Genomic DNA, 23047 nt, shown 5'->3' on the forward strand with positions numbered 1-23047 from the left:
TTACGGTTTTTTTGCCGGGGTCGAATAGGGCGGATAATTGACCGAAGGCCAGGGTTCTTTCGTTAACAGTTTTAGGGTTTCTTCAACGGCTTTTTCGAGTTGCAAATCGTTTCCTCTGGAAACCGCAATAGCCGAAATCTTTTGTTCAATATCGGGGGCAATGCCCATATTCTCCCCAACCCACTTCGTTTGGACCGGATCAAATATGGCGTTGTCAGGAGCCGTCATGGCTCCCCCATCAATAAAGGGATAGTGTACCGATGACTTTACCAGTCCACCCCAGGTGCGGGTCCCAATCAGCGGACCTACTTTTTGCTGGCGGAAAATCCAGGGAAAGAAATCACCCCCAGAACCGGCCAATTCATTAATCAATAACACTTTTGGGCCGAGTATACCGGCGGGCAGCCGCATCGCTTTGCCACCCGGTACTTCATTGGTAATCGAAGCCCGCAGGCGCCGAACCATCAGGTCAACCATGTAATCATCCAGCAGCCCCCCCCCATTAAACCGTTCATCGATCACGGCGCCTTGTTTATCCTGTTGGGCAAAATAGTAGCGGTTAAACGTGTTAAAACCTGCCCCAGACGTATTTGGTACCCACACATAGCCTAACTTCCCTTTTGACAACTCATCCACTTTCCGGCGGTTGTCTTCGATCCAGGCCAGCTGTCTCAACGGGTTTTCCCGTTCAAGGGGTTGCACCCGCACGGTCCAGGCTCCGTCCGGGGTGGGTTTCGAATTTACCGATAAAAGGGTTTGTAATTTGGCCGTGCCATTCAATAATTCGTACGGGTCCTGATCGGCCGACAAAGGCTGGCCATTGATCGCCAGAATGTAATTCCCTTCGCTTATTTTCAGGTTGGGCTGAGCCAGCGGAGCCACCAGACCAGGGTTCCAGCTCTCGGTCGTATAAATCCGTTTGATCTTCCAGCGGTTTTCCGCCACGATCAGATCGGCCCCCAATACGCCCACTCTCGATGTATCCAGTTCCGGAAAATCACCGCCAAACACAAAACTATGACCCACCGAAGTTTCTCCGCCCAACTGGTCGAGCAGATAGGTCAGATCAGAGCGATGCCGGATATACGGGGCTAAGGGAGAATACTCGTTCCATACCATCTGCCAGTCACGCCCGTGCATGTTCCGATCATAAAAATAATCCTGCTGATACCGCCAGGCCTCCGCAAAGATCTGCTTCCATTCCTCGAGCCGGTTTAACTCCATGCGCAGGTTCATAGCAACGGCTCCTTCCGTTGCCCCGGCCGGTTTGGCAGTTGAGACCACCCGCCAGCCCGAACCGGCTTTAAACAACAGCTTTTCGCCGTTTGCCGATACCGCAAAATCAGACCCCGATTTGACCAGTTCATCCAGTTTCTTATCGGCAATGGTATACTTACTGAGCGCTCTTCCGCTGGAAAGGAGCATAGTTCCTTTGGGACCCGCCAGAATCCCCTCGTAACTTCCGACTGGAATCGGCATCGCAATGATTCGACGATCCAGCAACTCCCAGTCGATGCGAACCGCTTTGGATGTGGTCGTATCTTGTGTAGCGGGTTTGCTGGCAGTTGGTTTGGCTACCGGGGCGGACTTACGGGCCACCACGGGACTACGGCCCGGTATTGGATTGGTCATCCCCGTGCTATCCGGCTCTTCATCGGTTTTAAGCGGGAAGGGGTTGGGATCGTCTTTTCGCAAAATGGTCATGTAGGCCCCAAAGGTTGGTTTGGCCTGCTGCGAACTGGTGTTGGCCCAGCCCGAGCCCAATGCCGCATTGGTGCTGGCTAAAAAATAGAGGTAGCGTCCGTTCAGGTCCCAGGCCGGCGACATGGCATCGGCCATGGGGTCGCTCAGCGGCCTGGTTTTTTTGCTGGCTGTCGACCAGACCCTAATGCTTCGGAAATTATTGGGAGCGGTTTTGGTGTAGGCCAGCCAGCGACTATCGGGCGACCAGGTTAAGCCCATATTTTCACGGTCCAGGTTGGTGCCGCCCGTATCGATGGTGGTCATCGCGCCGGTTGACAGTTCAACCACCTTAACTTTCACCGCATTATCCGTAAAAGCTATGAACTTGCCATTGGGCGACCAGCTGGGGTTCCAGCCTAATTTACTCTCGCCTAGGGCGATTTTCCTTGACGGTTTCAGGCCTTCCTGATCCGTTAGATAGAGCGCATAGCCCTGCCCGTCTTTATCCGAAAACCAGGCAATTTCTTTTCCATCCGGTGACCAGATCGGCCGGCGATCGGCCGCGCCCGAACTACGGGTCAGGTTTCTGGGATCACCATTTTCAACCGGTACCGTAAATATTTCACCCCGGGCCTCCAGGATGATCCGTTTGCCGGTGGGCGACAAGGAGGCATGGGTGATGGCTTTGGCGACTGACTCGGAATGCGTTTCAGCCCAGGGGAAATCGCCGGTTACGGTAATAGTCAATTGAGTGCTTTTGCCCGTTGCGGGCTCCAGCAGGTGCAGGTAGCCATTTTGTTCATACACCAGTTCTCTACCATTTCCTTCCAACCATTTTATATCGCCGGATTTTAAATGGGTGACTTGGCGAAGTGCCGAGGTGGTGGGATTAAACGCCCATACGTTCATAATAAAGTCGCGGTCGGAAAGAAAATAGATTTCCTCATTGAGCCAAACGGGATGAATATCCATGCTGCCCTCGGAGGGAATGGCCTGCTCGGTCAATGTTTTGAGGTCCAATACCTGCAAGGGCGTGTTTTGGCCGCCCCGGTAATGCCGCCATTCAACATCCCACCGGCTCACCCGGTCAACGATGAGTTTGCTGCCCTCCGGTGAGTAGTGGCCATCAAAGCCCCAGGGAGCGGGTAGTAGGGTCGAAGGGCCACCCTGAGCCGACACGGTCCATAACCGGTTATAGCCCGTCGGAGCGCTTTCGCGGTTGGATGCATAGAGCACCTGTTTGCCATCGGGTGACCAGCCACGGGGATAGGATGGGGCCGGATACCAGCAAAGCCGGGTGGGACTGCCCCCCTGAGCCGGTACAATGTAAACCTGGGCAATGCCGGAGCGGTCTGAACTAAAGGCGATCCATCGACCATCGGGTGAAAAATGCGGATTGCCTTCAGTAGCTGCCGTACTGGTAATGCGCCGGGCCTCCCCCCCACTCTTTGAGCTTACCCAGATATCACCGCCATAAACGAACGTTATTTGAGTAGCACTCAGGGCGGGTTGCCTCAACAAGCGGGTTGCTTGGGCAATCGTTTGGGTAAATGGAGTTGTCAGAAATAGAACGAAGAAAAGCCAGGCGATTTTGGGTACCGTTGTCATTGATCAGAGCTTTAGAAAAAAGAGTCAAATACGAACACCAGTTTAATGAAAAGCGAATGAGGGTTCCAACTGATTTCGATCATTTTCTCTTTCCTATCGATGCCACATACCTTAGTACCGGAACGTTAGAGCCACGCCACGATGGGAGCCAGGAATACTATACCCTACCCATCAAAACTCAATGTAAATTACAGGTATTTAAACACGAATAGTGGTATTACACTGAAATAGTTACTCGAACAGGTGGCTAATTTCGGTAAAATTCCCATTTTTAAACAAACAGGTTGACCTCAAAATAGCTTCTTCCCAATGATAAATGAAAGGGGCAAAAAGGTATGAAATGCTGATCGCTGCTTCTTTTTTTCCCCTTTCCCAGTACATTATTGTTGTGTAAAAGAGTATTTATTAAGGAACAGTCCATAGAACCGGCCTATCACCTGCTTGTAAAACCCCGTAAGGAGAAAAAATAAAAGCCAGACAACACGAAGTCACCTAGCTTTCTTTTCACTCTGTGTGTAGGTCTAGGGCTGCGTTTTAAGTGCATCTAGGACTACTTCGAGCGAAATATAACAGGAGAACTAGCTAACCAAGGAATTGTTTAACGGATTGACCTATTTTCACAGATTTAGAAAATATAACCGTTTATTTTCCAAATTAAGCTTCGATTGACCGTTCCAAAGAGGCTTCATAGAAAGTCAGGTTAACCTATAGCCGATTATTCAACAGCAAAATGATTGATTCTGCCAGAGCGTTTGTTCGTCTTGGAAGCAGTGAGCTTATCGAAGAATATACCAGGGCTGCTTATGAAGAGGCATCGTTGCAAACTTGGAAAGAAGTGATCGAACTTTACCCCGATTACAAGACGTGGGTGATTGACATAAGACCGTACCGCTGGCGATTCTCGAAGAATTAGCCTCTGATCCGAATCCAAATGTTAGAAGTGCGTTAGCCAGAAAACGGAAGATCAGTCCGTCGATCATTGCAATTCTGGCGAATGATCCGGATGAAGAAGTCCGTTACGCACTTGCCTGCAACACCAAGATTGGTATGGAAAACATCCTATTGATTAACCGGGACGATTCGGATTGGTTGAAGGAGACAATTGGTGAGATAATTGCTCGAAAGCAGAACAGACTAACATAAAAGCACTTATACAACTGAGAGGTTTTGATGTCCTATAAATGATTACCAACACCAATGGTAGAAATTGAGAATTTCTAGTGCAGAAGGCCCTAATCTAGTATTAAACTTTCCACCGGTTCCGGACTGGTTTCAGAGATCCGGGAAAAGCCGCAACCTTCCTGTTGGTACGTTCCTGGTCCCGCGTTGAAAACACGCGCCGGCATTACGGGGAAAGTAGTCCACCAGTTCCAGAATCGCTCAGTCCGGTTCGTATAAACCACTTCCGGTTCGGTGCAGGAGGTAGATGTTAAAACCGTAGCCCGAATTTCGTTCAGATGATCTTCCTGAATGGTTTTGTTACGGATGCGCTCAGAGCAAAGCAGGGCATTTCGAATTAAAAATAATTTTTCCAGATTTTTCAACAGCGCCCGGGAGGAACCGGTCAATTTCAAGCTTTATAGGCTATCCCTAAAACCGTAGTGACCAGTGCACCGAAGGCCCCTAGTCGTCGTTTAGTTGTTTCTCAGGCCGCTCTTGGGTATGTTCGTTTCCGTACTTCTGGCCCGGCACAACTTTGGCGACCTTAAAGCAATTTCTCGACACGCTCTCCCCCATCAGCGAGCGAACCTGGCAACGCGTGAAGCGCCTGTTTGCTGAAACTCAGCTGAAAAAAGGCGATTACTTTATAGCAGAAGGCCAGTTTGCCACGCAGTTTGCCTATGTACAATCGGGGGTGATTCGCGGTTTTTATCGGGATCAGCAGGGCACCGAATACAACAAGCATTTCTTTGTAGCACCCTCCATTGCGGGTGGCTATACGTCGTTGATAACCGGCAGACCGAATCAGATTATTCAACAGGCGCTAACCGACTGCGAACTTCTCCAGGCAAACTATCAGACGTTCACCGCGCTTTATGATACGCATCCTGATTTAGAACGGGTGGGCCGACGGTTTGCCGAGCGGTATTTCGTCGAGAAGGAGCGGAAAGAAATCGAAATTGTGCTGCTGGATGCGGAAAGCCGGTACCGGCTTTTTCAGGAAAGCTACCCGGGCCTGGAACAGCTTATCCCGCAATATCACATTGCATCGTATCTGGGCATTACACCCACCCAACTGAGCCGAATCCGGAAAAAATAGCCACAAGTCTGATTTCTTTACCTATGTAAATGGATACCTGGCTTTTCCGCGGGAATTTTGCCTCCTTGAACCGCTAAACCACCCGATGCGCCGTTTCATACCGAAATTTCTGTCAATCCAGTCAGCCTCGACGCTGCTGCTTAGCTTTTCGCTGGCCGTTCGGGCTACGTGTGCGCAATCGGTGGCCGACAAAATCGATCAGTACCTACAGGCCCGTCTGGCGAAAAGCAGCGTTCCGGGACTGGCCATCGCCGTTGTTCATCACGATACTCTACTGCTCTCAAAAGGTTACGGTAGTACCGGCGCTGCCACACCCGTTACGGCGACGACTCCGTTTGCCATTGCCTCACTCAGCAAAGCCTTTACGGCAATGGCGGTGCTGCAGTTGGTGGAGGCCGGCCGGATTTCACTCGATGCACCGGTTGCTCAGTACGTTCCGTCGTTTACCACGGCCGACAAGCGGGGAAGGGCGATAACCGTCCGCCAGCTGTTGCACCAGACCAGCGGACTGGCCGACCCGGTTTTTCCAGAACTAGCGTTTCGCGGACAACCTGCTTCGCTGGATGAAGCGACTGCCCAGCTCAAAACCGCCCGACTGGTCAGCAAGCCGGGTCAGCAGTTTCATTACCACAACCCCAACTACCGCCTGCTGGCAACGGTTGTGGAGTCTGTCAGCCGTGAGCCGTTTGCCGATTATTTGCAGACCCACATTTTCAATCCTCTGCAGATGACGCAGACCCGCGACGTGCCGGCCACGAAGGCATTTTATACGGGCGCTGACCGAATCGATGAGGGGCATATTTTCGTTCTGGGCCAACCCATCGCCATTCGGGAGCCGGACTGGTTTGTTGAGGGAGCCGCCGGCATGCGTTCGACGGCCAATGATATGGCGCACTGGCTCCGTCTGCAACTGGCGCACGGACGTGTTGGCAAAACGCCATTAGTGAGTCAACACTCCATGACGCTGATGCACACTTCTCCGGCCAACCCGTCGCTCCACTACGGCATGGGCTGGCTTGTGCGGGGTGATTCAAGTCTCTACCACAGCGGCATTCTGTGGACCTACAGCGCCGAACAGCTTTTACTGACCAAAGAGGGGTATGGCGTGGTGCTGCTTTTCAACGGCGGTCTCAATCCGTACGTCGATTACAATTCGTTTCTCCGGGGCGTGGCCGGGATTCTGGCCGGTCAGGAGCCGGAAATGCCCGCCCTGCCGGACTGGGTTCTGCCATGTAGTGTCGGGCTTGTTTTTCTGGTAGGCATCGGCCTGGCTATCCGGCGGTTTTTCCGGCTTCCCCACTGGTTTGAAAGGCATCGGCAGCGGTCCGTCTGGCGGTCGTGGCTGCTTTTACTGGTCCGATTACTGCCTTTGGCCTTGTTCCTGCTCATCCCGTCGCTGCTCACGGCGATCAGCGGCCGGGTCTTAAACTGGGAGCGTATTTTCCTGATGATGCCGGATGGTGTGCTGGGTTTGGGACTGGTCGCGCTGGTGAATCTGGCCCTGGTTGTTACCCGCGTCGGCTGGCTTTACGGTCGCAAACACACCTCTTTAATGAAATCATAACTTACGTAAGATCGCTAATACGATGAACGAGCACCTGAAATTTATGGAACGTTGCCGCGAACTGGCCCAGGAAGCGTCCCTGACCGGAAACACACCGGTGGGTTCGGTCATCGTTCGGGATGGAGTCATTATCGGCGAAGGCCGGGAGGCCACACGGCCAGACCAGGATGTGACCCGACACGCCGAAGTGGAAGCCATCCGGGATGCGCTTCGCCAACTGGGTTCGCCCAAGCTTACGGGTTGCCAGTTGTATACCACCCACGAACCCTGTATCCTTTGCTCCTACGCCATTCGGCACTACCAAATCGGCTGGGTTGGCTTCGGGGTCGCCGTGCCAGCGGTAGGCGGTTTTAGCTCCCCGTGGCCCATTCTCACCGCCACCGATGTTTCAGTCTGGGGGCCGCCCCCCATCGTGTTGGTGCTTACGTAGTTTCACCTTCCCTGTCTGCTCTCCTTTGCCGTTGGCAAACGCTTTCTGTTTCGCAGCAACCTGGTTTGGCCGACGAAGATTTTTCTGTTCCCCCAACGGTTATTTAGGTAAATCGCTTTTATAATTCGGGTAAAATACCGTCTTTAAACCCGTCGGAATTTCCGGCAACTCCGTGTTGAAAAAAGGCTTTATTTAAACAGAAATAAAATACCGGGCTGGTGCCTTAACCTGTTTCTACTATGCACAATCGGATGATCCTGAAGCTGCGGTTTATTTTGCTGCTTTCCCTCTTGCCGGGCGTTACGTTTACGTTTGCCCAAACGCCGAACACGCCCCTGCGCATCATCGTTTTTGGCGCCCATCCCGACGATTGCGACCTGGGCGCGGGCGGGGTGGCTCTTCTGTATTCCTCACTGGGGCACAAGGTAAAATTTGTCTCGATGACCAACGGTGATGCCGGGCACCAGGACATTGGCGGGGGTGAGCTGGCCAAAAGAAGGTACCAGGAAACCCAGGAAGTGGCAAAACGGCTGGGTATTACCTACGACGTGCTGGACAATCACGACGGTGAGCTGATGCCTACCCTGGAAAACCGCCTGGCGGTCATTCGCAAAATCCGGGAGTGGAAGGCGGATCTGGTGATCGCACCCAGAACCAATGATTATCACCCGGATCACCGGAACACGGGCGTCGTTGTGCAGGATGCGGCCTACCTGGTCATCGTCCCCAACATTCTGAGCAGTGTGCCGCCCCTCACCAAAAACCCGGTTTTTCTGTATTTCCGCGACGGTTTTCAGCGACCTAATCCGTTCCGCCCCGATATTGCCATCGACATCACCGAAACACTGGCTAAGAAAGTAGAGGGTCTGGATGCGCACACTTCCCAGTTCTACGAATGGCTGCCCTGGACAAGACAGGAGTTCGATAAGGTACCCAAAGACCCGGCAGAACGAAAAAAATGGCTGCTGACCGCAATAGAACGGCGTTCTGCACTAACCCCGGAAATAAAGGCTTCCGTCGAAAAATGGTATGGCCCGGAAAAGGCGGCCCGGATCAAATCGGTGGAAGTCTTTGAAATTTGCGAGTACGGCCGGCAACCCAACCCGGAAGAAATCAAGCGCCTTTTTCCGATGCTGCCGCGCTGATGATGCCAAAGTAACTGACGATTTGCCCCTGCCCATCCCGGGATTTCAGAAGCGGCAGACGTCACGGCCCCGTGCTAACCTTAACGTCCTTGAACATGAACGGATTATCGCTGATTCTGAGCGCCTTTCCGCTGACCGTGGTTACATTCCGGAGAATAACTTCCCTGGTTTTGACGTAAGGGAATTTTTCCCGGTAGGAACTGTCCGTCATGTCGGGATTAAAATTGGCAAAAATAGCTGGTCCCTGGTACGTTGCAGGATGCTGGGAGTCGTCAATTCGGAGGTTTTCAATCGTGATTCGCTCCGGCATGTAGCAGGTGTAGCCGAAATCGTGCTGACCGGAATAGAATCCGCTGATCAGGTCGGCACTGACGGGTTTACCGCCCGAGGGCACAAACAGACAGTTCCGGATCACGAGCTCGCCCTGCCACGTACTGCCGTAGTCGGAGCGCAGGTTGACGATGCTCCGGCCACGAATGGTCGAATTTTCCACAAGCAACACACCACTGCCAATTGCATTGATCCCCATGTGTCCGAGGGTGGAGTTGCGAATGGTGGCATTGGCCACGCCCTGGTGGGCGTCAAACCGGGAGAGAATGCAGTGATCATACAGGATGTTCTTGCAGAAGTTTGAGCCCAGAATTCCCCAGTACCGGTTGTCGTTGATGTCGTTGGTCTGCGTACAGTTCACGAAGGATACGTTCAGCGCGCGGTTGGCCAGAAGGTCGTAGGTGCCCATTGAGACGGGTTTCCCGGCCGCGCCAATGGTGCTGTAGGTTTGGTGGCCGGTGAGCACGGTATTTTTTACCGTTACATAGGCGCAGTCGCCGATGTTGATAAAACCGCCATAGGGCGCACCGTGGTCTTCCTCGCCTTTTATGCGGTGTTCCAGCCCCTCCACCAGCACGTTGGAGCGCCGGACGGCGATGTTGCGGTTGTAATAGGTATACTTGGATTCGGCTTTGTTGGCGATGGTGGTGAAACGCCCGCCGGTAAGTTTAAGCGGAGTTTCGTCGATGGGCAGCGCGGTGATGTCGGTGATCTGGTCGAAATTCCAGATGATCGGCGCGTTCCGGTCAACGTTGCCGTTCCTGTCGACAACGAAGATATCGGTCTGCGACGAGCCATTGTTCTGGTTGAGCCCAAACCGGATGTACTGCTTGACGTTCGCATTCGTGACGGTGATCAGGCAGGGGCCGGGCAAAGAACCGTCGATTTTTTCCTGGTTTCTCTTCAGGGAGGCTATCGTTTCCAGCTTAAACGGTTTTAGACCCGAATTAACCACAAAAACGGAAGCATTGCGGTTTTCCACGTCGGTATCGTCGATGATGAAATTGGCCGTGCCAAAATCCGTGTCCGTTTGAATAACCGCCGGGCGCTCTTTTCCGCCAATGTAGTACGTAGCTCCCTCGTCGGCTTTCACCAAAAGGCGGTGCTGATTGGCAAAGGCATGGGTCGCAGCGATCGCATCCCCATCATCGGTTTTGCCATTGCCCCTGGCGCCGAAGTCCTGGTAACGCACCAGGCCGGCGGTTTTAAAGCTGCGGACATCCTTCGGGGCTACATTTACGTGCAATGCGCCGTTTTCCGTAAATACGCGGGTTTTGGCCTGCTGGGTTGTGATGATTACGGGTTCAATCGGCTCGTTCGTCTGGCCCTTTGTGACAAAAGCACAGCTAAAAAGAAGGAACGTCAGGAGTGAATACTTCATCAGGCGGTTTTGTTTAGCGGTCGTAAATCTCAGCAAGCAGCGACGGAGAAATAAAGAACACTTATTTTACGACCTACTCCCTGCAAAGGCGGGAATACATCAAAAATAAGTGTTCTTTTTAGTAAAGCACCTGAGCCGAAAAGGGCTTATTCCTTATCCCACCACACCCTGGTTTTATAATTGTCGGTGCCCTGACGGGCCACGGCCGAATTGTAATTATCCGTGTTTAAAACCGGCTCGTCGTCCGGATAGCGCAAACGACGGGGGTACGTGCCGCCGGTTTCATTGTCCGGATAGTTAATGGGCGTTAATTTAGGATACCCCGACCGGCGGACGTTGGCGTAGGCTTCATAGCCGTTCAGAAACGTAGCAACCCAGTATTCGGAGTTGATCTGCTCCAGCGCTTTTTCCCGGTTGGCCGCTCCCGCAAACGGATTGGCGGCTAGGTACGCCGAAACTTCAGCGTCCGTAATGGCGGCCGAGGCATCATACTGCACCAGCATCTTCATGGCGCCGGTTACACCATTCTGGTAGAACTGGGCCGCATTGCCGGTCACCCAGCCGCGAACGGCGGCTTCGGCCAGCAGTAGCTGCACTTCGGCATAGGTCATGAGCATGCGCGGTCCGTCCAGCTTTGCAAAAACATCCCGGTTTACACCCGAAAACTGGTGTTCCTGACCCGGCGCCTTGGGATCATAGCTGGGGCTGGCGGGGAGCGTAATCCGGTCCAGCCCGTTGGGCATCCCCTTCTGAATGGCCGGGTCCGTGTTTTTGGTGGCCACATTGGTCGGGTCGGTATACACCGCCACGGTATATTTAAGCCGGGGGTCGTTGTGGCTCTTCATGTAATCAAAAAACGTCTTGGCGATTTTTCCGGGGCTTCGGCCTGAAACGCTCAAGATCCAGCTCTGCCCGTTGGTCAGCACTTCCTGCGTACCGGCTTTATCGACGCCCTTGATGTACACGTTATCGGCAATGGACGTAAAAACGCCCCCCGCAAACGCCTTTTTAACCCAGGACTCAGCCGCTGCCGGATCGACTTTGGACAGCCGCATGCCGAGCCGGAGCATCATCGAATATCCAAACCGCTTCCATTTGAGGATGTCACCCGCGTAGATGATATCCGCCGTACCGACCAGCGCCTTGCTGGCGTCCAGTTTGGCCGTGGCATCTTCCAGTTCGGCCAGCATATTGGCATAAATATCCTTCTGGGCGTCGTATTTAGGCTTGTAAATCTGCTGGTAATAGCCCTGGTTGGCTTCCGAGTACGGCACATCCCCGTACATATCCGTCAGCCGGTGGTAGATCACCGTTTTCCAGATCCGGGCCATGTGGTGGAGATTATAATACTGCGGTTTGTCTTTCGACAGGGTGATGGCATCTTCCATTAATTTGGAAGAACCGGCAATGGCGTTGTAGGTCGCCTTCCACAAGTTCTCGTTGTTTCCTTTGTGATAAACGTATTTATCCCCCTGGAAATCAAAGATTCCCACGTTGCTCAGGGAGGCCATGTGCTGAACAAACGGTTCGGCATAATTCAGGCTGTTGCTCTCGTCGCCCTTGGCCGTGTTGTACTGGCCGGTCGTGAACAGATACGTAGGATTAAACCGCTCGGCGGTTACGGCATTGGGATCTTTGTTCAGCTCTTCAAAACCGCTGTCGCAGGCAGAAAAAAGAAGTACGCTGCCGGTCAGAACTGTAGAAACTATCGTTTTCGTCTTCATGGGAATTGGCCTTTTGCCTGATTAAAATTTCAAATTCACATTGAATCCGTAGCTTCGGGTCGGAGGCAGCGGAGTGGATTCAATGCCCTGGTCGTTGCCCGCCGACAAATTCGTTTCGGGGTCCAGACCCGGCGTGTGCTTCATCAGAATCGCCAGGTTCCGGCCGACCAGCGAAACGCTGGCGCCTTTCACGAAGCCCAGTTTTTCGAAAACCGGTCGCGGTAAACTGTAGGTCAGCGACACGTACCGCAGCTTGATAAAACTGGCGTCGTAAATGTAGTCGTCCAGCGCATCCCGTCTCCGGACCACAATCGCCCGGTTGTTGACCCGGTCGGCGGTTACGAGCACCTTGTTGACTTCGCCACTCTCGGTAACACCGGGCAGCACGGCGCCGGCGGCCCGGCCCAGCAACGAACCGGGTGACATCCCGCGGTGATCGAGGCTGTAATTGGTTTCCGAATAAATCTTACCGCCAAATTTTCCGTCCACCTGCGCCGACAGGGTCAACCCCTTGTAGGAGAAGCTGTTGATCAGGCCGGTTGTGTAGCGATGAATCCCGGAACCGAAGGCAACCACGTTGGTCGGAACGATGGGCAGCCCGGTGGCATCGATGATATCCTGCCCCTGCTCGTTGCGTTTGATCGTCCGCCCGACAATCTGCGAATATTCTTCACCTTCGACGTGCTTGATAAACGCCTTGGTGGAAGTCGCCAGAATCAGTTCTTTGGACGTATTCGAGATTTTCAGGACTTTGCTTTTGTTGTAGGCAACGTTCAGCGACAAATCCCAGGTGAAATTCGAATTTGTAATCGGTTTCACCGTGGCCAGGAATTCAATCCCCCGGTTGCGGATTTCGCCGACGTTCACCGAAACGCCCGAGTAACCCGTGGTGGACGAAATGCTTTCAACCGCAATATCGTTGGTGGTCAGCTTATTATAAGCCGCGATGTCGAAGCCCAGCCGGTTGTTAAATAACCGCAGATCCAGACCGGCTTCAAACTCGTTCACGCTCAGCGGGCGCAGGCTGCTGTTGGGAACCGTAGACTGATTGATGGTTCCGAGCGAAATGCCGCCGTAGTTGTACGGCAACAAACCGTAGGTCAGGTTCAGCAGGTACGGATCGGTATCGCCACCCACGGCCGCGTAGGCCACCCGAAGTTTACCAAAACTGATCGCCTTGGGCATGTTCAGCGCCTGTGAGAACACGAAACTCACCCCGGCCGACGGATAGAAGAAGTTGTTGGATTTGGGGTTCAGCGTGGAGAACCAGTCGTTTCTGCCGGTCAGGTTCAGGTACAAATAATTCCGAAAGCTGAGCTCAGCCGTTGCAAAGACCGAATTGATCTTCTTGTCGTAGGTCGCCGTGGTGGTGTTGCGGTTGGCGGTGTTGTTAATGACGTGCAGCTGGGGCACCACAAAACCGGAACCGACGATGGTGGTCGTATACCGGTGCTGCGCCATCAGGTTTCCGCCCAAGTTAACGGCCAGATCAAAATCCGGATTCAGGCTTTTGTTCAAACCGATCATCCCTTCAAAATTTCGCTCCCAGAAACTTTGCTGCGCCTGGTCAATCTGGCCCGCCGGGCGGTAGCCGGTTCCTTCGGGAACAATCTTGTTGGCCATAAAACCGTAGTAGTCCTGCCCGACTTTCCCCTGGATAAACAGCCAGTCGAAGATGTTGTAGCGCAGGTTCAGGGTGGTAATAAACCGGTCCTTGTCCGTGCGGTTTTTAATCCGGTTGAGGGTGTAGTAGGGGTTGGTTGCGTTCAAATCCGTTCCCAACACCTTCTCCTTGAGGTTATCGTCATAACCGGGAGAGAGCGCGCTGGTCGGCATGTTGCTGTTGACGTACAGAATGGTGCCCGCGCTGTTTCCGGAGTTCCCCGTGAACACATACCGGTTATCGACGCGCTCGTTGATGTAATCCACGTTGGCCGACAGGTTCAGTTTTTTGGTGATGTTCTGGTTCAGGCCCAGGCTGATGTTGTTCCGGCGCATGGTGGAATTCGGAATGATGCCTCTATTCCGCAGGTCCGTAATACCGAGCCGGAAACTGCCTTTATCGCCCCCGCCCGAGAAGGAGAGACTGTTGGTGTTGGTGTGCCCAACGCCGTAAAAATCGTCCAGTACCTGATCTTTTACGTACGAATACGGCCGTTTGATTCCGTCTAACTGCACCGTTTCCGAACCGTCGTACAGCGAGCCCCAGTGATTCTGCCCGTGGTTGGCGGCATCCTGCTGGCTGGCCGGTTTGACCCCGCCGTATCCCTGGCCATACTCTTTTTGCAGTTGCCAGAGGAAGAAGGGCACTTCAAAGGTGTTGTTGGTATTAAATTCAACGCCCAGGCCCTTGTTACCTTTTCCGGATTTGGTGGTAATGACGATGGCGCCGTTTTTGGCCCGGGACCCGTAGAGGGCCGCGGCCGTTGCCCCTTTCAGCACGGTGATGTCTTCAATATCATCCGGGTTGATACTGGAAATGTTGTCGCCGTAATCGGGGTTATCGTTTTTCGGTCCGCCAAACTGGGTGTTGTCCATCGGAAGGCCGTTGATGATGTACAGCGGCTGGTTATTCCCGGAAATGGACGTGTTACCGCGGATGGTCACCCGGCTGGAACCGGCCGGACCCGTGGCCGCCGGACTGATGTTGACGCCGGCGACTTTACCGTTGAGGGAATTGGCAAAGTTGGTTTCCCGGGTTTTGGTAAAATTGTCTCCGTCAATCTTTGTCACCGAATACCCCAGCGATTTGGTTTCCCGGCGAATACCCAGGGCGGTAACGACCACTTCATCGAGGGCTTTGCTTTCGGCCAGCAACCTGACGGTCAGGGCGGTGTTATTGCCAACCTGTACTTCCTGAGCGGTGTAGCCCACAAACGAAAAAACGAGCACCGCGTCGGTGGACGGGACATTGATGGAAAAGTTTCCGGCAGCGTCGGAGGTGGTGCCCTGCTGGGTTCCTTTGATGACAATGCTGACGCCGGGCAGGGCGTCGCCTTTTTCATCGGTTATTTTTCCTTTGACGATTTCAAACGCAAGGGGCTGTTTGACACCCGGTTTTTCGGTTTTTCGCTCCGGAAGTCCGGCCACTACCGATTGGGAAGTGACCGATAAAACGGCAATGGCGGCAAGCAGGGTGGGCCACTTGCACAAAGGGGCGACAAGCCGCCCCCCGGCGGGTAGAGTTTTCTCTTTCATGAAGGTAAAGGTTGGAATAATTGTTAAAAGCAATTGACGTCACTACGCACATCAACGGGCCACTATTCATACGTCAAATAGCGCCCGTCGTACTATAAATTCTTCTACTAATTTGCTACATTTTACAAAATAGATGAAATAAGAACCTTCCAAAAGGTAAGCTTTGTACTTATAAAGCTGACGGGAGCAATTTTAATAGAGATGATCGGTACGTAACTTTTTAAAAATTTAGTCCGTGAAGCGTATGAATAGGAGATTCGGGAGTAATTATATAGAATATTTATTTCTATTCCCTAAACCGCATGGAACCGAACTCAAAAATTTCTCGCCGTGCTTCTTTGGAGCGCATGAGCCTGGCAACGCTGGGCCTCCTCAGTGGGCTTGAAGCCCTCCAATCCCCGGCCGCACTGGCAAACAACTCCCTTTCCCGCTGGCAGCCGAAAAAAGCGGAATCGTTAAAAACCGGCGAGAAAAAGTTTGTCCCGGTGATGATCACGCCCTTCGATTCCAATTTAAAGATTGATTACAGCAACCTTTCGAGACTCATTGATTTTTACGCCAGCGCGGGCGCCAAAGGTTTTTTTGCGAATTGCCTCAGCAGCGAAATGTACTTTCTGAATGAGCAGGAACGCCTTGATCTGACCCGGCATGTGGTCAAGCAGGTCGGCGGTAGAGCCAGCGTGGTATCGACCGGCTCCTTCGGCGATTCGTTGAAAAGCAAAGCCGAGTTTGCTAAAAAAATTGCCGATACCGGCGCGAATGGCGTTATTCTGATTTCCAGTCACTTTGCTCAGGCCAGTGAAGACAATAGCGTGTTGATGCGAAACTTCGATCAGTTTCTCTCGCTGACGGGCACCATCAAATTAGGCACGTACGAATGTCCGAATCCCTACAAACGGCTGCTGGCACCGGATGTGTTTAAATCGCTCGTGGCCGATAAGCGCCTGATTTATCATAAGGATACCTCGGAAGACATTCAAAACATTGAAGCAAAACTGGCCATCGCCCGGGGGACCCAACTGGAGTTTTACAACGCCCACACCGCCACCGCGGTTCAATCGCTGCAAAAAGGCGGCAGCGGGGTGTCGCCCATTTCCGGAAATTTTTACCCGGAAATTCACAGCTGGTTATGCCAATACGCGAATGATCCGGCCAAATCGGCTGACCTTCAATGGATACAGGCCGAAATTACCCGGACCGAACCGCTTATTTCAAAGTCTTACCCCATCAGTTCCAAGTACTTTCTGAAAAAACGCGGGCTACCGCTGGAGCTGATGTGCCGGTCGAAAACCGGTACACTCTCCCAGGATCAACAGGCGGTTTTGGACAAAGTCTACGCTGATTTTCTCGGTTGGTGCGACCGCCTGAGCATAAAACCGGTCACCTACCCGAACTAAGGCAAAGCTGGAGACGGTTTTGGGCATTCTTCCGTCTCCATTTTTCCGGTTTTGTATGCACTCTAGCCGTTCTTAGGCATTTTTTCGGTCAAATGCTTCCAGTAGCGCTTCGGCATGTGTTGCAGATGAAGCCGCTTGTTCGCACGGTTTTCAATCGTTGCGCTTTTGAAATAGCAACGCCACAGCTCCTGGTAAAATGCTTCACGCTCATCGCTGATTTCCGCAATGAGCCGGGACGTTGCCGGTCCCTGATGAAAATCAATCGTAACCGTCATGACGTTTTCCAGGTCATAGTAGATGCCGTACCGGCGCCGGGCGTCATAAATCAGCCAGCGTTGGTCGGCATACCGGCTTTCAAAATGGGCGGAGATCAGGGATAATACATCGCATTCCGGTTCAATGATGGCGTAATATAAATGGTCTTTGGTGAGCTTGAAACGAACAAACGCTTCCATGCGATGCGTTTCCCGGTCCACGCGCTTAGCCGCTTTTTTTACCTCCCACACCCCCGGATGGCTGTAGTCCTCTTCCACATTGTGGGGGCTGTCAAAAACATGACGGACAAAACGCCACATGACCTCCTCGGGTCTGTCGAGGTTGGAAAGGTACGTTTTGTACAATCGTCGCAGCCCTTCGGCGGACAGGCGCTTTTGCAGACCCAATAAAACCCGCTTAGCCTTAGTGTCATCGGTCGTGACGGAATGCGTGGCTCCAAACAAAAAACCGGAGGAGGCTTCCTGTTTGGCAAAAATTACGTCCTCCAGTTTGCAGTCATAAATATCAAAGATCGCCGTGAGCCAACCTTCGTACGTTCCATCATACAGCAGGGTGGTCATCCGGTTAAAATAAACTTAGCTGGGTCGAAAAACTGGACTTGTACTTGCTTTTCTGCGCCGTCAGAATCAGCTGTCTGAGTTGCCGGGAGTCATAGTCGTGCTGCCGTACGAACGGACGACTGAACGCCAGGAAGTACTGGGCCCGGTTGTAGGCGATGCCCATCGTTTTCAGATGTTCCGGTTGCAGCCTTCTGTAGCGACGCGCGGCTACGATTTTCTGGGCGCTTTGAAATCCAATTCCCGGTATGCGTTTGATCAGTTCGATATCGGCCCCATTGATGTCTACCGGAAACTGGTCCAGATTCCGCAGCGCCCAGCTTAGTTTGGGGTCCACATCCAGCTCCAGGTTGGGCTGCCCGATCCCGACCAGTTCATTGAACCCAAAGCCGTAATAGCGAAGCAGCCAGTCGGCCTGGTAGAGCCGGTTTTCGCGAATGATCGGAACGGGCGTCCCGATGGAGGGGAGTCGCTGGTCATCGCTGATGGGCACGTACCCCGAGTAATAAACCCGCTTCAGGTTCATTTGACTGTAGAACTGGTTGGCCATACCCAGGATATCCAGATCACTTTCGGCCGTAGCCCCGATCACCATTTGGGTACTTTGACCGGCTGGCGCAAAAACCGGGGCTTTAGTATTGCGTTTTTTTTCTTCCTTATGACCCGCAATCTCGGTTTTCAGGTAGGTCATGGGCCGGATCACATCCTGGTGGTTTTTGTCGGGCGCCAGCAATTTCAGGCTTTGCTCCGTCGGCATTTCCACATTGACACTCAGGCGGTCGGCGTATAAACCGGCTTCTTTCATCAGTTCCTCACTGGCGCCCGGAATGGCTTTCAGGTGGATGTAGCCGTTAAAGTTTTGCTCCGTGCGCAGCGTTTTGGCAATTCGCACCAGGCGCTCCATCGTGTAGTCGGGACTGTGGAAGATCCCCGAACTTAGAAACAGGCCTTCAATGTAGTTTCGGCGGTAGAAATTGATGGTCAGGTCTACGACCTCCTCAACGGTAAAGGCGGCCCGTTTAACATCGTTGCTTTTCCGGCTTACACAATAGGCACAGTCAAAAATACAGTGGTTGGTCAGCAGGATTTTAAGCAGGGATACGCACCGCCCATCCTCGGTGAAGGCATGACAAATGCCATACCCTTTGGAGTCGCCCAACCCTTTGTTTTTATTCGCCCGTTTACTTTGACCGGAGGCACAGGACACATCGTATTTGGCTGCATCGGATAGAATTTCCAGTTTCTCCATTACTCGCTCATTCACCATCTCCTCAACTAGTTTATGGACTTTAAAAATACACTTTTTCACCGGTTATCCAAAGGATTTTTTACCGGCAGCGGGCACTTTCGGGCCTTTCTTTGCTCGGCTGCCCGGCCGGTTTTCACTCGCTTTTTCCGGCCATCCATCCGCCTTAACCGACCATCCATCACCCTCAACTTGGATCCTGCCAATTTGTCCTGTTCCTTGCCAATACGAGCGGGCGGATCGGGTAGGATTGATTTTTGTAGTAATCTAAAACATTGACGTTGACTTTTTTATTATCCGTAAATAGCGTCTTCCCGATCGACTAAGCCCCTGATTCTATGAAACATCGCTAGTAGCCCCGCAACCGTATGTAATGAATCCCGGAAAAAAATAGACGCCTTTTCATTTTCATTTGTAATTTTATGACGACGATGCCCGAAATTATGTCAGATACGCAGCTCCAAGGGTATACAGACGAACAGAAGTACCAGGTCTTCAACAAGGAGTTCATGCCCCACATCGACTCCATGTACAACTTTGCCTTCCGCCTGACGATGGACGAAGATGACGCGAACGATCTGGTGCAGGATACCTATTTAAAAGCCTTCCGCTTTATCTCCTCATTCGAACAGGGAACTAACGCAAAAGCGTGGTTGTTCCGCATTCTGAAGAACAGCTTCATCAACGATTATCGCAAGAAAAGTAAAGAACCTGCGAAAGTCGATTACCAGGATGTAGAGACAACCTACAACTCGGATGAAGCGTCAGAAACCGAACACACCACGGATCTGCGGTTCGAGACAGTGCAGGATATGATTGGCGATGAGGTGGCTTCTGCGCTGAACTCGCTGCCGGTCGATTTCCGGACGGTTATTATTCTCTGTGATATCGAAGGATTTACGTATGAGGAAATGGCCAAAATCCTGGATATCCCGATTGGAACAGTTCGTTCTCGTCTGCACCGCGCCCGGAATCTATTGAAAGATAAGCTGAAAGAATACGCAGCTTCAATGGGTTACAATAAAAATGATGAATAATTGAAACTTTTTGGAATAGATAGTTGGTTATCAGGGCAAGCTACAAATTATTGTATAACAATTTCTGGAATAAATTAAATTTTTCCAATGTCAGGCACATTGCATTCATCGACTACGGTTGGTATGGCGGGTAGGGAAGCGACTACCCCTGTGAAAGAAAGCTGCGAGCAACAGGCTAAATGCCTGAAACGAATTCAGTCGATTCTAGACGGGGGAGCAACCGATGAAGAAAAACAGTATTTCAAGGATCACATCGAAGTCTGTCAACCCTGCATCGATATGTATAACCTTGAAAAGTGTATCAAGGAAGCCTTGCAGGGCAAAGTCGAAAAAAAGTGCTGTCCCGAGAAGATTGCAGCCGCTATTCAGGCCGAAATCACTAAATAAGCAGCTTTGGAAGGCAAATTAATTATTTTTTCGGCTCCCTCCGGTTCAGGAAAAACCACCATTGTCCGGCATCTGCTGGCCGCTAATTCAAATCTGGGTTTTTCAATCTCCGCCTGTACCCGCGACCGCCGGGGCCGCTCCGAGCAAAACGGCAAAGACTATTACTTTCTGACTCCCGAAGATTTCAAGGAAAAAATTGACAACGACGAATTCGTCGAGTGGGAAGAAGTATATGTCGGAGCCTTCTACGGAACGTTAAAATCAGAAATTGAGCGCGTCTGGGCGAGTGGCAAACACGTCTTGTTCGATGTGGATGTGCAGGGCGGTTTGAAGCTCAAGAAATACTACGGTGACAAGGCACTGGCCATTTTTGTGAAAGTTCCGGATGAGGAAACGCTCAAAAAACGCTTGCTGGCCCGCGGTACCGAAACCGAAGACAGCCTCTCGAAACGCCTGTTCAAAGTACACTTCGAGATGAGTTTTCAGGATCAGTTCGATGTCATTCTGGTGAACGACGACCTGGAAGAAGCGTTGCAAAAAGCCCAGCAACTGACGGATGACTTTCTGAACGGAAACCGTATTCCGCAGCAGGGCACCGTCATCTAAAACCGGGCTTCAATCCGCTTATGAAAATCGGCCTGTTTTTCGGTTCTTTCAACCCGGTTCATCTGGGTCACCTGATTATTGCCAATACCATGGCTACGGCAACCGACCTCGAACAGGTCTGGTTTGTGGTTTCGCCCCAGAATCCATTCAAAAAAAACAAGAGCCTGCTGCACGAGTTCGACCGCATCGATCTGGTGGAGCGGGCTATTGCCGATAATGCAAAACTGAAGGCGACGGACATTGAGTTTTCAATGCCGCGCCCCAGTTTTACGATCGACACCATCGCCCGGTTGCAGGAAAAATACCCCCAGCACCAGTTCAAGCTGATTATTGGTGGTGACAATCTGGCGCAGTTTCCCAACTGGAAAAACTACGAAAAAATCCTGGAGTTCTACGGGCTTTACGTTTACCCACGGCCGAACAGCGGTCCCAGCCCGTTGGAACAGCATCCGAACGTTCAGTTCATCCAAGCGCCTTTGCTGGATATTTCGGCCACCTTCATTCGGGATTGCCTCCGGCAAAACCGTTCGATCCGTTACCTGGTCCCCGATGTAGTCGAAGAAATTATTGAGCGGAAGAAGTTTTATAGCTGACGCCAGTTACCAGATCCATCCTTGTCGGTAGCCTGACCGGTATCTCGAAGAAAATTGACGTTCCTGCCCCAAACTATGGGAAATCCTCAAACCGCTTCGGCTGCCTGGTCCTGCCGGACCACTTTACCCAGCACGTCCAAACGAGTCTGCTCAGTAGCAAAGTTGGGGCTCCTTGCCCCTTCAGACTAACAAATAGATCATTGAAGCGTAGTCTCAAGTCAGGCAAAAAACTTGGTTAAGCAACCCACGTAAAGTAACTTAAAGCATTAGTGCGCTTTTTACGATCAGGCTGGTCAGATGGGTCCGGATTTCGGCTCAGGAGCAATGGCTGGATACCAAAGAGGGTTTTCGGCGGGCAGCGGGTTGCGAAAAGAGGGTAACCGTACCGCAGCCCGGCGAAAAAAGTAGCGATCTGCACCACCGACATAAAAAAGCCGCCTGAGTCGATTGGTCCCTCAATATCAACCGGGACATTAGTCGTTTACCGATTTCGGGCGGAGCCTGATTCAAGAACGGACGATGACGGGCTTGTCATCAACGTCAGGAGTTCAATTATGCATGGATTTGATGCGCTACCGGGTAAAGAGTTTGAGCACTCCCCACCTGCTGCTAAACCGATGCCTGGCCGGATACGCCCCAATCGGTGAGCGATCCAGTATTTGAAAAAGGTTTACTTTGCCGCAAAATGAGTAGCTGTTCGAAATACAACCTATGGATCCTCTCCTTTTAAAGGTAAAAAAAACAGAAACTGATTCGTTCAGTGTCAATTACTTTACGTATAGCGGTTCCTTTCCGGGCTTGTGGCATTACCATTCCGAATACGAATTAACGCTAATCGTTAAGAGCTCCGGAACCCGGTTTGTCGGTGATCATATCGATCGATATACCGAAAACGATCTAATTTTTATTGGAAAGAATTTAGCACACACCTGGAAAACCGATCCTACGAGAGATAAAAATCAGTCAGCGGAAGCGCTCGTCATCCATTTCAAAGAAGATTTTTTGGGTCAACCATTTTTTACAACGCCCGAACTGTACGCGGTAGAAAATTTTCTGCAACTCTCCCGGCTAGGAATCAAAATAATGGGAAAAACCCAGGCCGCGATCATCGATCACATGTACCAGATCCAGGGGTTAAGCGGTGTTCATAAATTGATCAAATTATTGCAGATTCTTAGCTTACTGGCCCATTCTGAGGAGTTAATTCTATTGTCCAGCGAGGGGTACAACCAATATATCAATGAAAACACGAATGATCGATTAAACAAAGTTCATGCCTACATCATGAATAATTTTAAATCATCCATTCGATTGACCGATGCCGCCGATATTGCCAATATGAGTCCAACGGCTTTCTCGCGGTATTTTAAACAACGCATGCAAAAGCCATTCTCACAATTTGTTAATGAACTGAAAGTGGGCTATGCCTGCAAGCTGCTGATGTTGCACAAGTTTAGTATCCAGCAGATTTGTTTTGAATGCGGATTTCAAAATGTATCAAACTTCAACAAACAGTTTAAAAGCTACACCAAACTGTCCCCCAAACAATTCCAGCTAAAGCATCGGTCTCTGTACCTTCAGGCGTCACTCTATCAGCTTCAGGTAAACAATCCGGCTGAATAATT

The 23047-nt window shown here is 51.7% G+C and carries 17 protein-coding genes; 10 read left to right on the forward strand and 7 right to left on the reverse strand.

Translation table 11 applies throughout. The annotated features are described in order from the left end of the window. Positions 1-3291: a S41 family peptidase gene (locus tag ACYVHX_RS17300; RefSeq protein ID WP_460672915.1), complete on the reverse strand. Its 3291-nt coding sequence runs from the start codon at positions 3289-3291 to the stop codon at positions 1-3. 1232 nt (positions 3292-4523) lie between these two features. Beyond that, on the reverse strand, positions 4524-4835 hold the full coding sequence (locus ACYVHX_RS17305) for a hypothetical protein (RefSeq protein ID WP_460672916.1): 312 nt from the start codon (positions 4833-4835) through the stop codon (positions 4524-4526). 152 nt (positions 4836-4987) lie between these two features. Between ACYVHX_RS17305 and ACYVHX_RS17310 the strand changes: the two genes are divergently transcribed. The 4 genes from ACYVHX_RS17310 (at position 4988) to ACYVHX_RS17325 (ending at position 8690) form a co-directional block, all read left to right on the forward strand. Next, positions 4988-5551 carry a Crp/Fnr family transcriptional regulator gene (locus tag ACYVHX_RS17310; protein ID WP_460672917.1) on the forward strand — a complete coding sequence of 188 codons (564 nt, stop codon included), beginning with the start codon at positions 4988-4990 and terminating at the stop codon, positions 5549-5551. An 85-nt stretch (positions 5552-5636) separates the two neighbouring features. Then, positions 5637-7115 (forward strand): serine hydrolase domain-containing protein, encoded by a 1479-nt coding sequence (locus ACYVHX_RS17315; RefSeq protein WP_460672918.1) that lies wholly within the window; start codon positions 5637-5639, stop codon positions 7113-7115. Positions 7116-7137: 22 nt separating this feature from the next. Beyond that, positions 7138-7545: a nucleoside deaminase gene (locus tag ACYVHX_RS17320; RefSeq protein ID WP_460672919.1), complete on the forward strand. Its 408-nt coding sequence runs from the start codon at positions 7138-7140 to the stop codon at positions 7543-7545. A 239-nt stretch (positions 7546-7784) separates the two neighbouring features. Beyond that, complete coding sequence (locus tag ACYVHX_RS17325) at positions 7785-8690, forward strand: PIG-L deacetylase family protein (RefSeq protein WP_460672920.1); 906 nt, start codon at positions 7785-7787, stop codon at positions 8688-8690. 61 nt (positions 8691-8751) lie between these two features. Here ACYVHX_RS17325 and ACYVHX_RS17330 read toward each other — a convergent pair whose 3' ends face one another. The 3 genes from ACYVHX_RS17330 to ACYVHX_RS17340 form a co-directional block, all read right to left on the reverse strand. Further along, positions 8752-10401 carry a hypothetical protein gene (locus ACYVHX_RS17330; RefSeq protein WP_460672921.1) on the reverse strand — a complete coding sequence of 550 codons (1650 nt, stop codon included), beginning with the start codon at positions 10399-10401 and terminating at the stop codon, positions 8752-8754. Between the two features lie 146 nt (positions 10402-10547). Beyond that, the gene (locus tag ACYVHX_RS17335) at positions 10548-12125 is read right to left on the reverse strand and encodes a SusD/RagB family nutrient-binding outer membrane lipoprotein (protein WP_460672922.1); all 1578 of its coding nucleotides are present in this window, start codon (positions 12123-12125) and stop codon (positions 10548-10550) included. 21 nt (positions 12126-12146) lie between these two features. Next, positions 12147-15323, reverse strand: a complete 3177-nt coding sequence (locus ACYVHX_RS17340) for a SusC/RagA family TonB-linked outer membrane protein (RefSeq protein ID WP_460672923.1) — start codon at positions 15321-15323, stop codon at positions 12147-12149. A gap of 347 nt (positions 15324-15670) precedes the next feature. Here ACYVHX_RS17340 and ACYVHX_RS17345 point away from each other — a divergent pair, with 347 nt between their 5' ends. Next, positions 15671-16720: a dihydrodipicolinate synthase family protein gene (locus ACYVHX_RS17345; RefSeq protein ID WP_460672924.1), complete on the forward strand. Its 1050-nt coding sequence runs from the start codon at positions 15671-15673 to the stop codon at positions 16718-16720. Between the two features lie 62 nt (positions 16721-16782). Here the strand turns inward: ACYVHX_RS17345 and ACYVHX_RS17350 are convergent, their stop codons facing one another. After that, positions 16783-17556 (reverse strand): TIGR03915 family putative DNA repair protein, encoded by a 774-nt coding sequence (locus ACYVHX_RS17350; RefSeq protein ID WP_460672925.1) that lies wholly within the window; start codon positions 17554-17556, stop codon positions 16783-16785. Between the two features lie 4 nt (positions 17557-17560). Next, positions 17561-18820, reverse strand: a complete 1260-nt coding sequence (locus tag ACYVHX_RS17355; protein ID WP_460672960.1) for a putative DNA modification/repair radical SAM protein — start codon at positions 18818-18820, stop codon at positions 17561-17563. Between the two features lie 401 nt (positions 18821-19221). On the opposite strand from ACYVHX_RS17355, the gene ACYVHX_RS17360 reads away from it, so the two are divergent. The 5 genes from ACYVHX_RS17360 to ACYVHX_RS17380 all read left to right on the forward strand — a co-directional run bounded on the left by ACYVHX_RS17360 (position 19222) and on the right by ACYVHX_RS17380 (position 23045). After that, a complete protein-coding gene (locus ACYVHX_RS17360; RefSeq protein ID WP_134024909.1) occupies positions 19222-19836 on the forward strand; it encodes a sigma-70 family RNA polymerase sigma factor in 615 nt (204 codons plus the stop codon). Between the two features lie 150 nt (positions 19837-19986). Continuing rightward, positions 19987-20223, forward strand: coding sequence for a hypothetical protein (locus ACYVHX_RS17365; protein ID WP_460672926.1), 237 nt, complete (start codon positions 19987-19989; stop codon positions 20221-20223). Between the two features lie 6 nt (positions 20224-20229). Then, positions 20230-20829: a guanylate kinase gene (gmk, locus tag ACYVHX_RS17370; RefSeq protein ID WP_460672927.1), complete on the forward strand. Its 600-nt coding sequence runs from the start codon at positions 20230-20232 to the stop codon at positions 20827-20829. 20 nt (positions 20830-20849) lie between these two features. Continuing rightward, positions 20850-21422, forward strand: a complete 573-nt coding sequence (gene nadD, locus ACYVHX_RS17375) for a nicotinate (nicotinamide) nucleotide adenylyltransferase (RefSeq protein WP_460672928.1) — start codon at positions 20850-20852, stop codon at positions 21420-21422. A 711-nt stretch (positions 21423-22133) separates the two neighbouring features. Next, positions 22134-23045 carry an AraC family transcriptional regulator gene (locus ACYVHX_RS17380; RefSeq protein ID WP_460672929.1) on the forward strand — a complete coding sequence of 304 codons (912 nt, stop codon included), beginning with the start codon at positions 22134-22136 and terminating at the stop codon, positions 23043-23045. Positions 23046-23047 lie beyond the last annotated feature (2 nt).

It is taken from the genome of Larkinella ripae (assembly GCF_054780775.1).

Bases quoted from the DNA above. Each gene is read 5' to 3' on its own strand.
- ACYVHX_RS17300 (WP_460672915.1), bottom strand. From the start codon at position 3,291: ATGACAACGGTACCCAAAATCGCCTGGCTTTTCTTCGTTCTATTTCTG.
- ACYVHX_RS17315 (WP_460672918.1), top strand. From the start codon at position 5,637: ATGCGCCGTTTCATACCGAAATTTCTGTCAATCCAGTCAGCCTCGACG.
- ACYVHX_RS17320 (WP_460672919.1), top strand. From the start codon at position 7,138: ATGAACGAGCACCTGAAATTTATGGAACGTTGCCGCGAACTGGCCCAG.
- ACYVHX_RS17325 (WP_460672920.1), top strand. From the start codon at position 7,785: ATGCACAATCGGATGATCCTGAAGCTGCGGTTTATTTTGCTGCTTTCC.
- ACYVHX_RS17330 (WP_460672921.1), bottom strand. From the start codon at position 10,401: ATGAAGTATTCACTCCTGACGTTCCTTCTTTTTAGCTGTGCTTTTGTC.
- ACYVHX_RS17335 (WP_460672922.1), bottom strand. From the start codon at position 12,125: ATGAAGACGAAAACGATAGTTTCTACAGTTCTGACCGGCAGCGTACTT.
- ACYVHX_RS17340 (WP_460672923.1), bottom strand. From the start codon at position 15,323: ATGAAAGAGAAAACTCTACCCGCCGGGGGGCGGCTTGTCGCCCCTTTG.
- ACYVHX_RS17345 (WP_460672924.1), top strand. From the start codon at position 15,671: ATGAGCCTGGCAACGCTGGGCCTCCTCAGTGGGCTTGAAGCCCTCCAA.
- ACYVHX_RS17350 (WP_460672925.1), bottom strand. From the start codon at position 17,556: ATGACCACCCTGCTGTATGATGGAACGTACGAAGGTTGGCTCACGGCG.
- ACYVHX_RS17355 (WP_460672960.1), bottom strand. From the start codon at position 18,820: ATGGTGAATGAGCGAGTAATGGAGAAACTGGAAATTCTATCCGATGCA.
- ACYVHX_RS17360 (WP_134024909.1), top strand. From the start codon at position 19,222: ATGACGACGATGCCCGAAATTATGTCAGATACGCAGCTCCAAGGGTAT.
- nadD (WP_460672928.1), top strand. From the start codon at position 20,850: ATGAAAATCGGCCTGTTTTTCGGTTCTTTCAACCCGGTTCATCTGGGT.
- ACYVHX_RS17380 (WP_460672929.1), top strand. From the start codon at position 22,134: ATGGATCCTCTCCTTTTAAAGGTAAAAAAAACAGAAACTGATTCGTTC.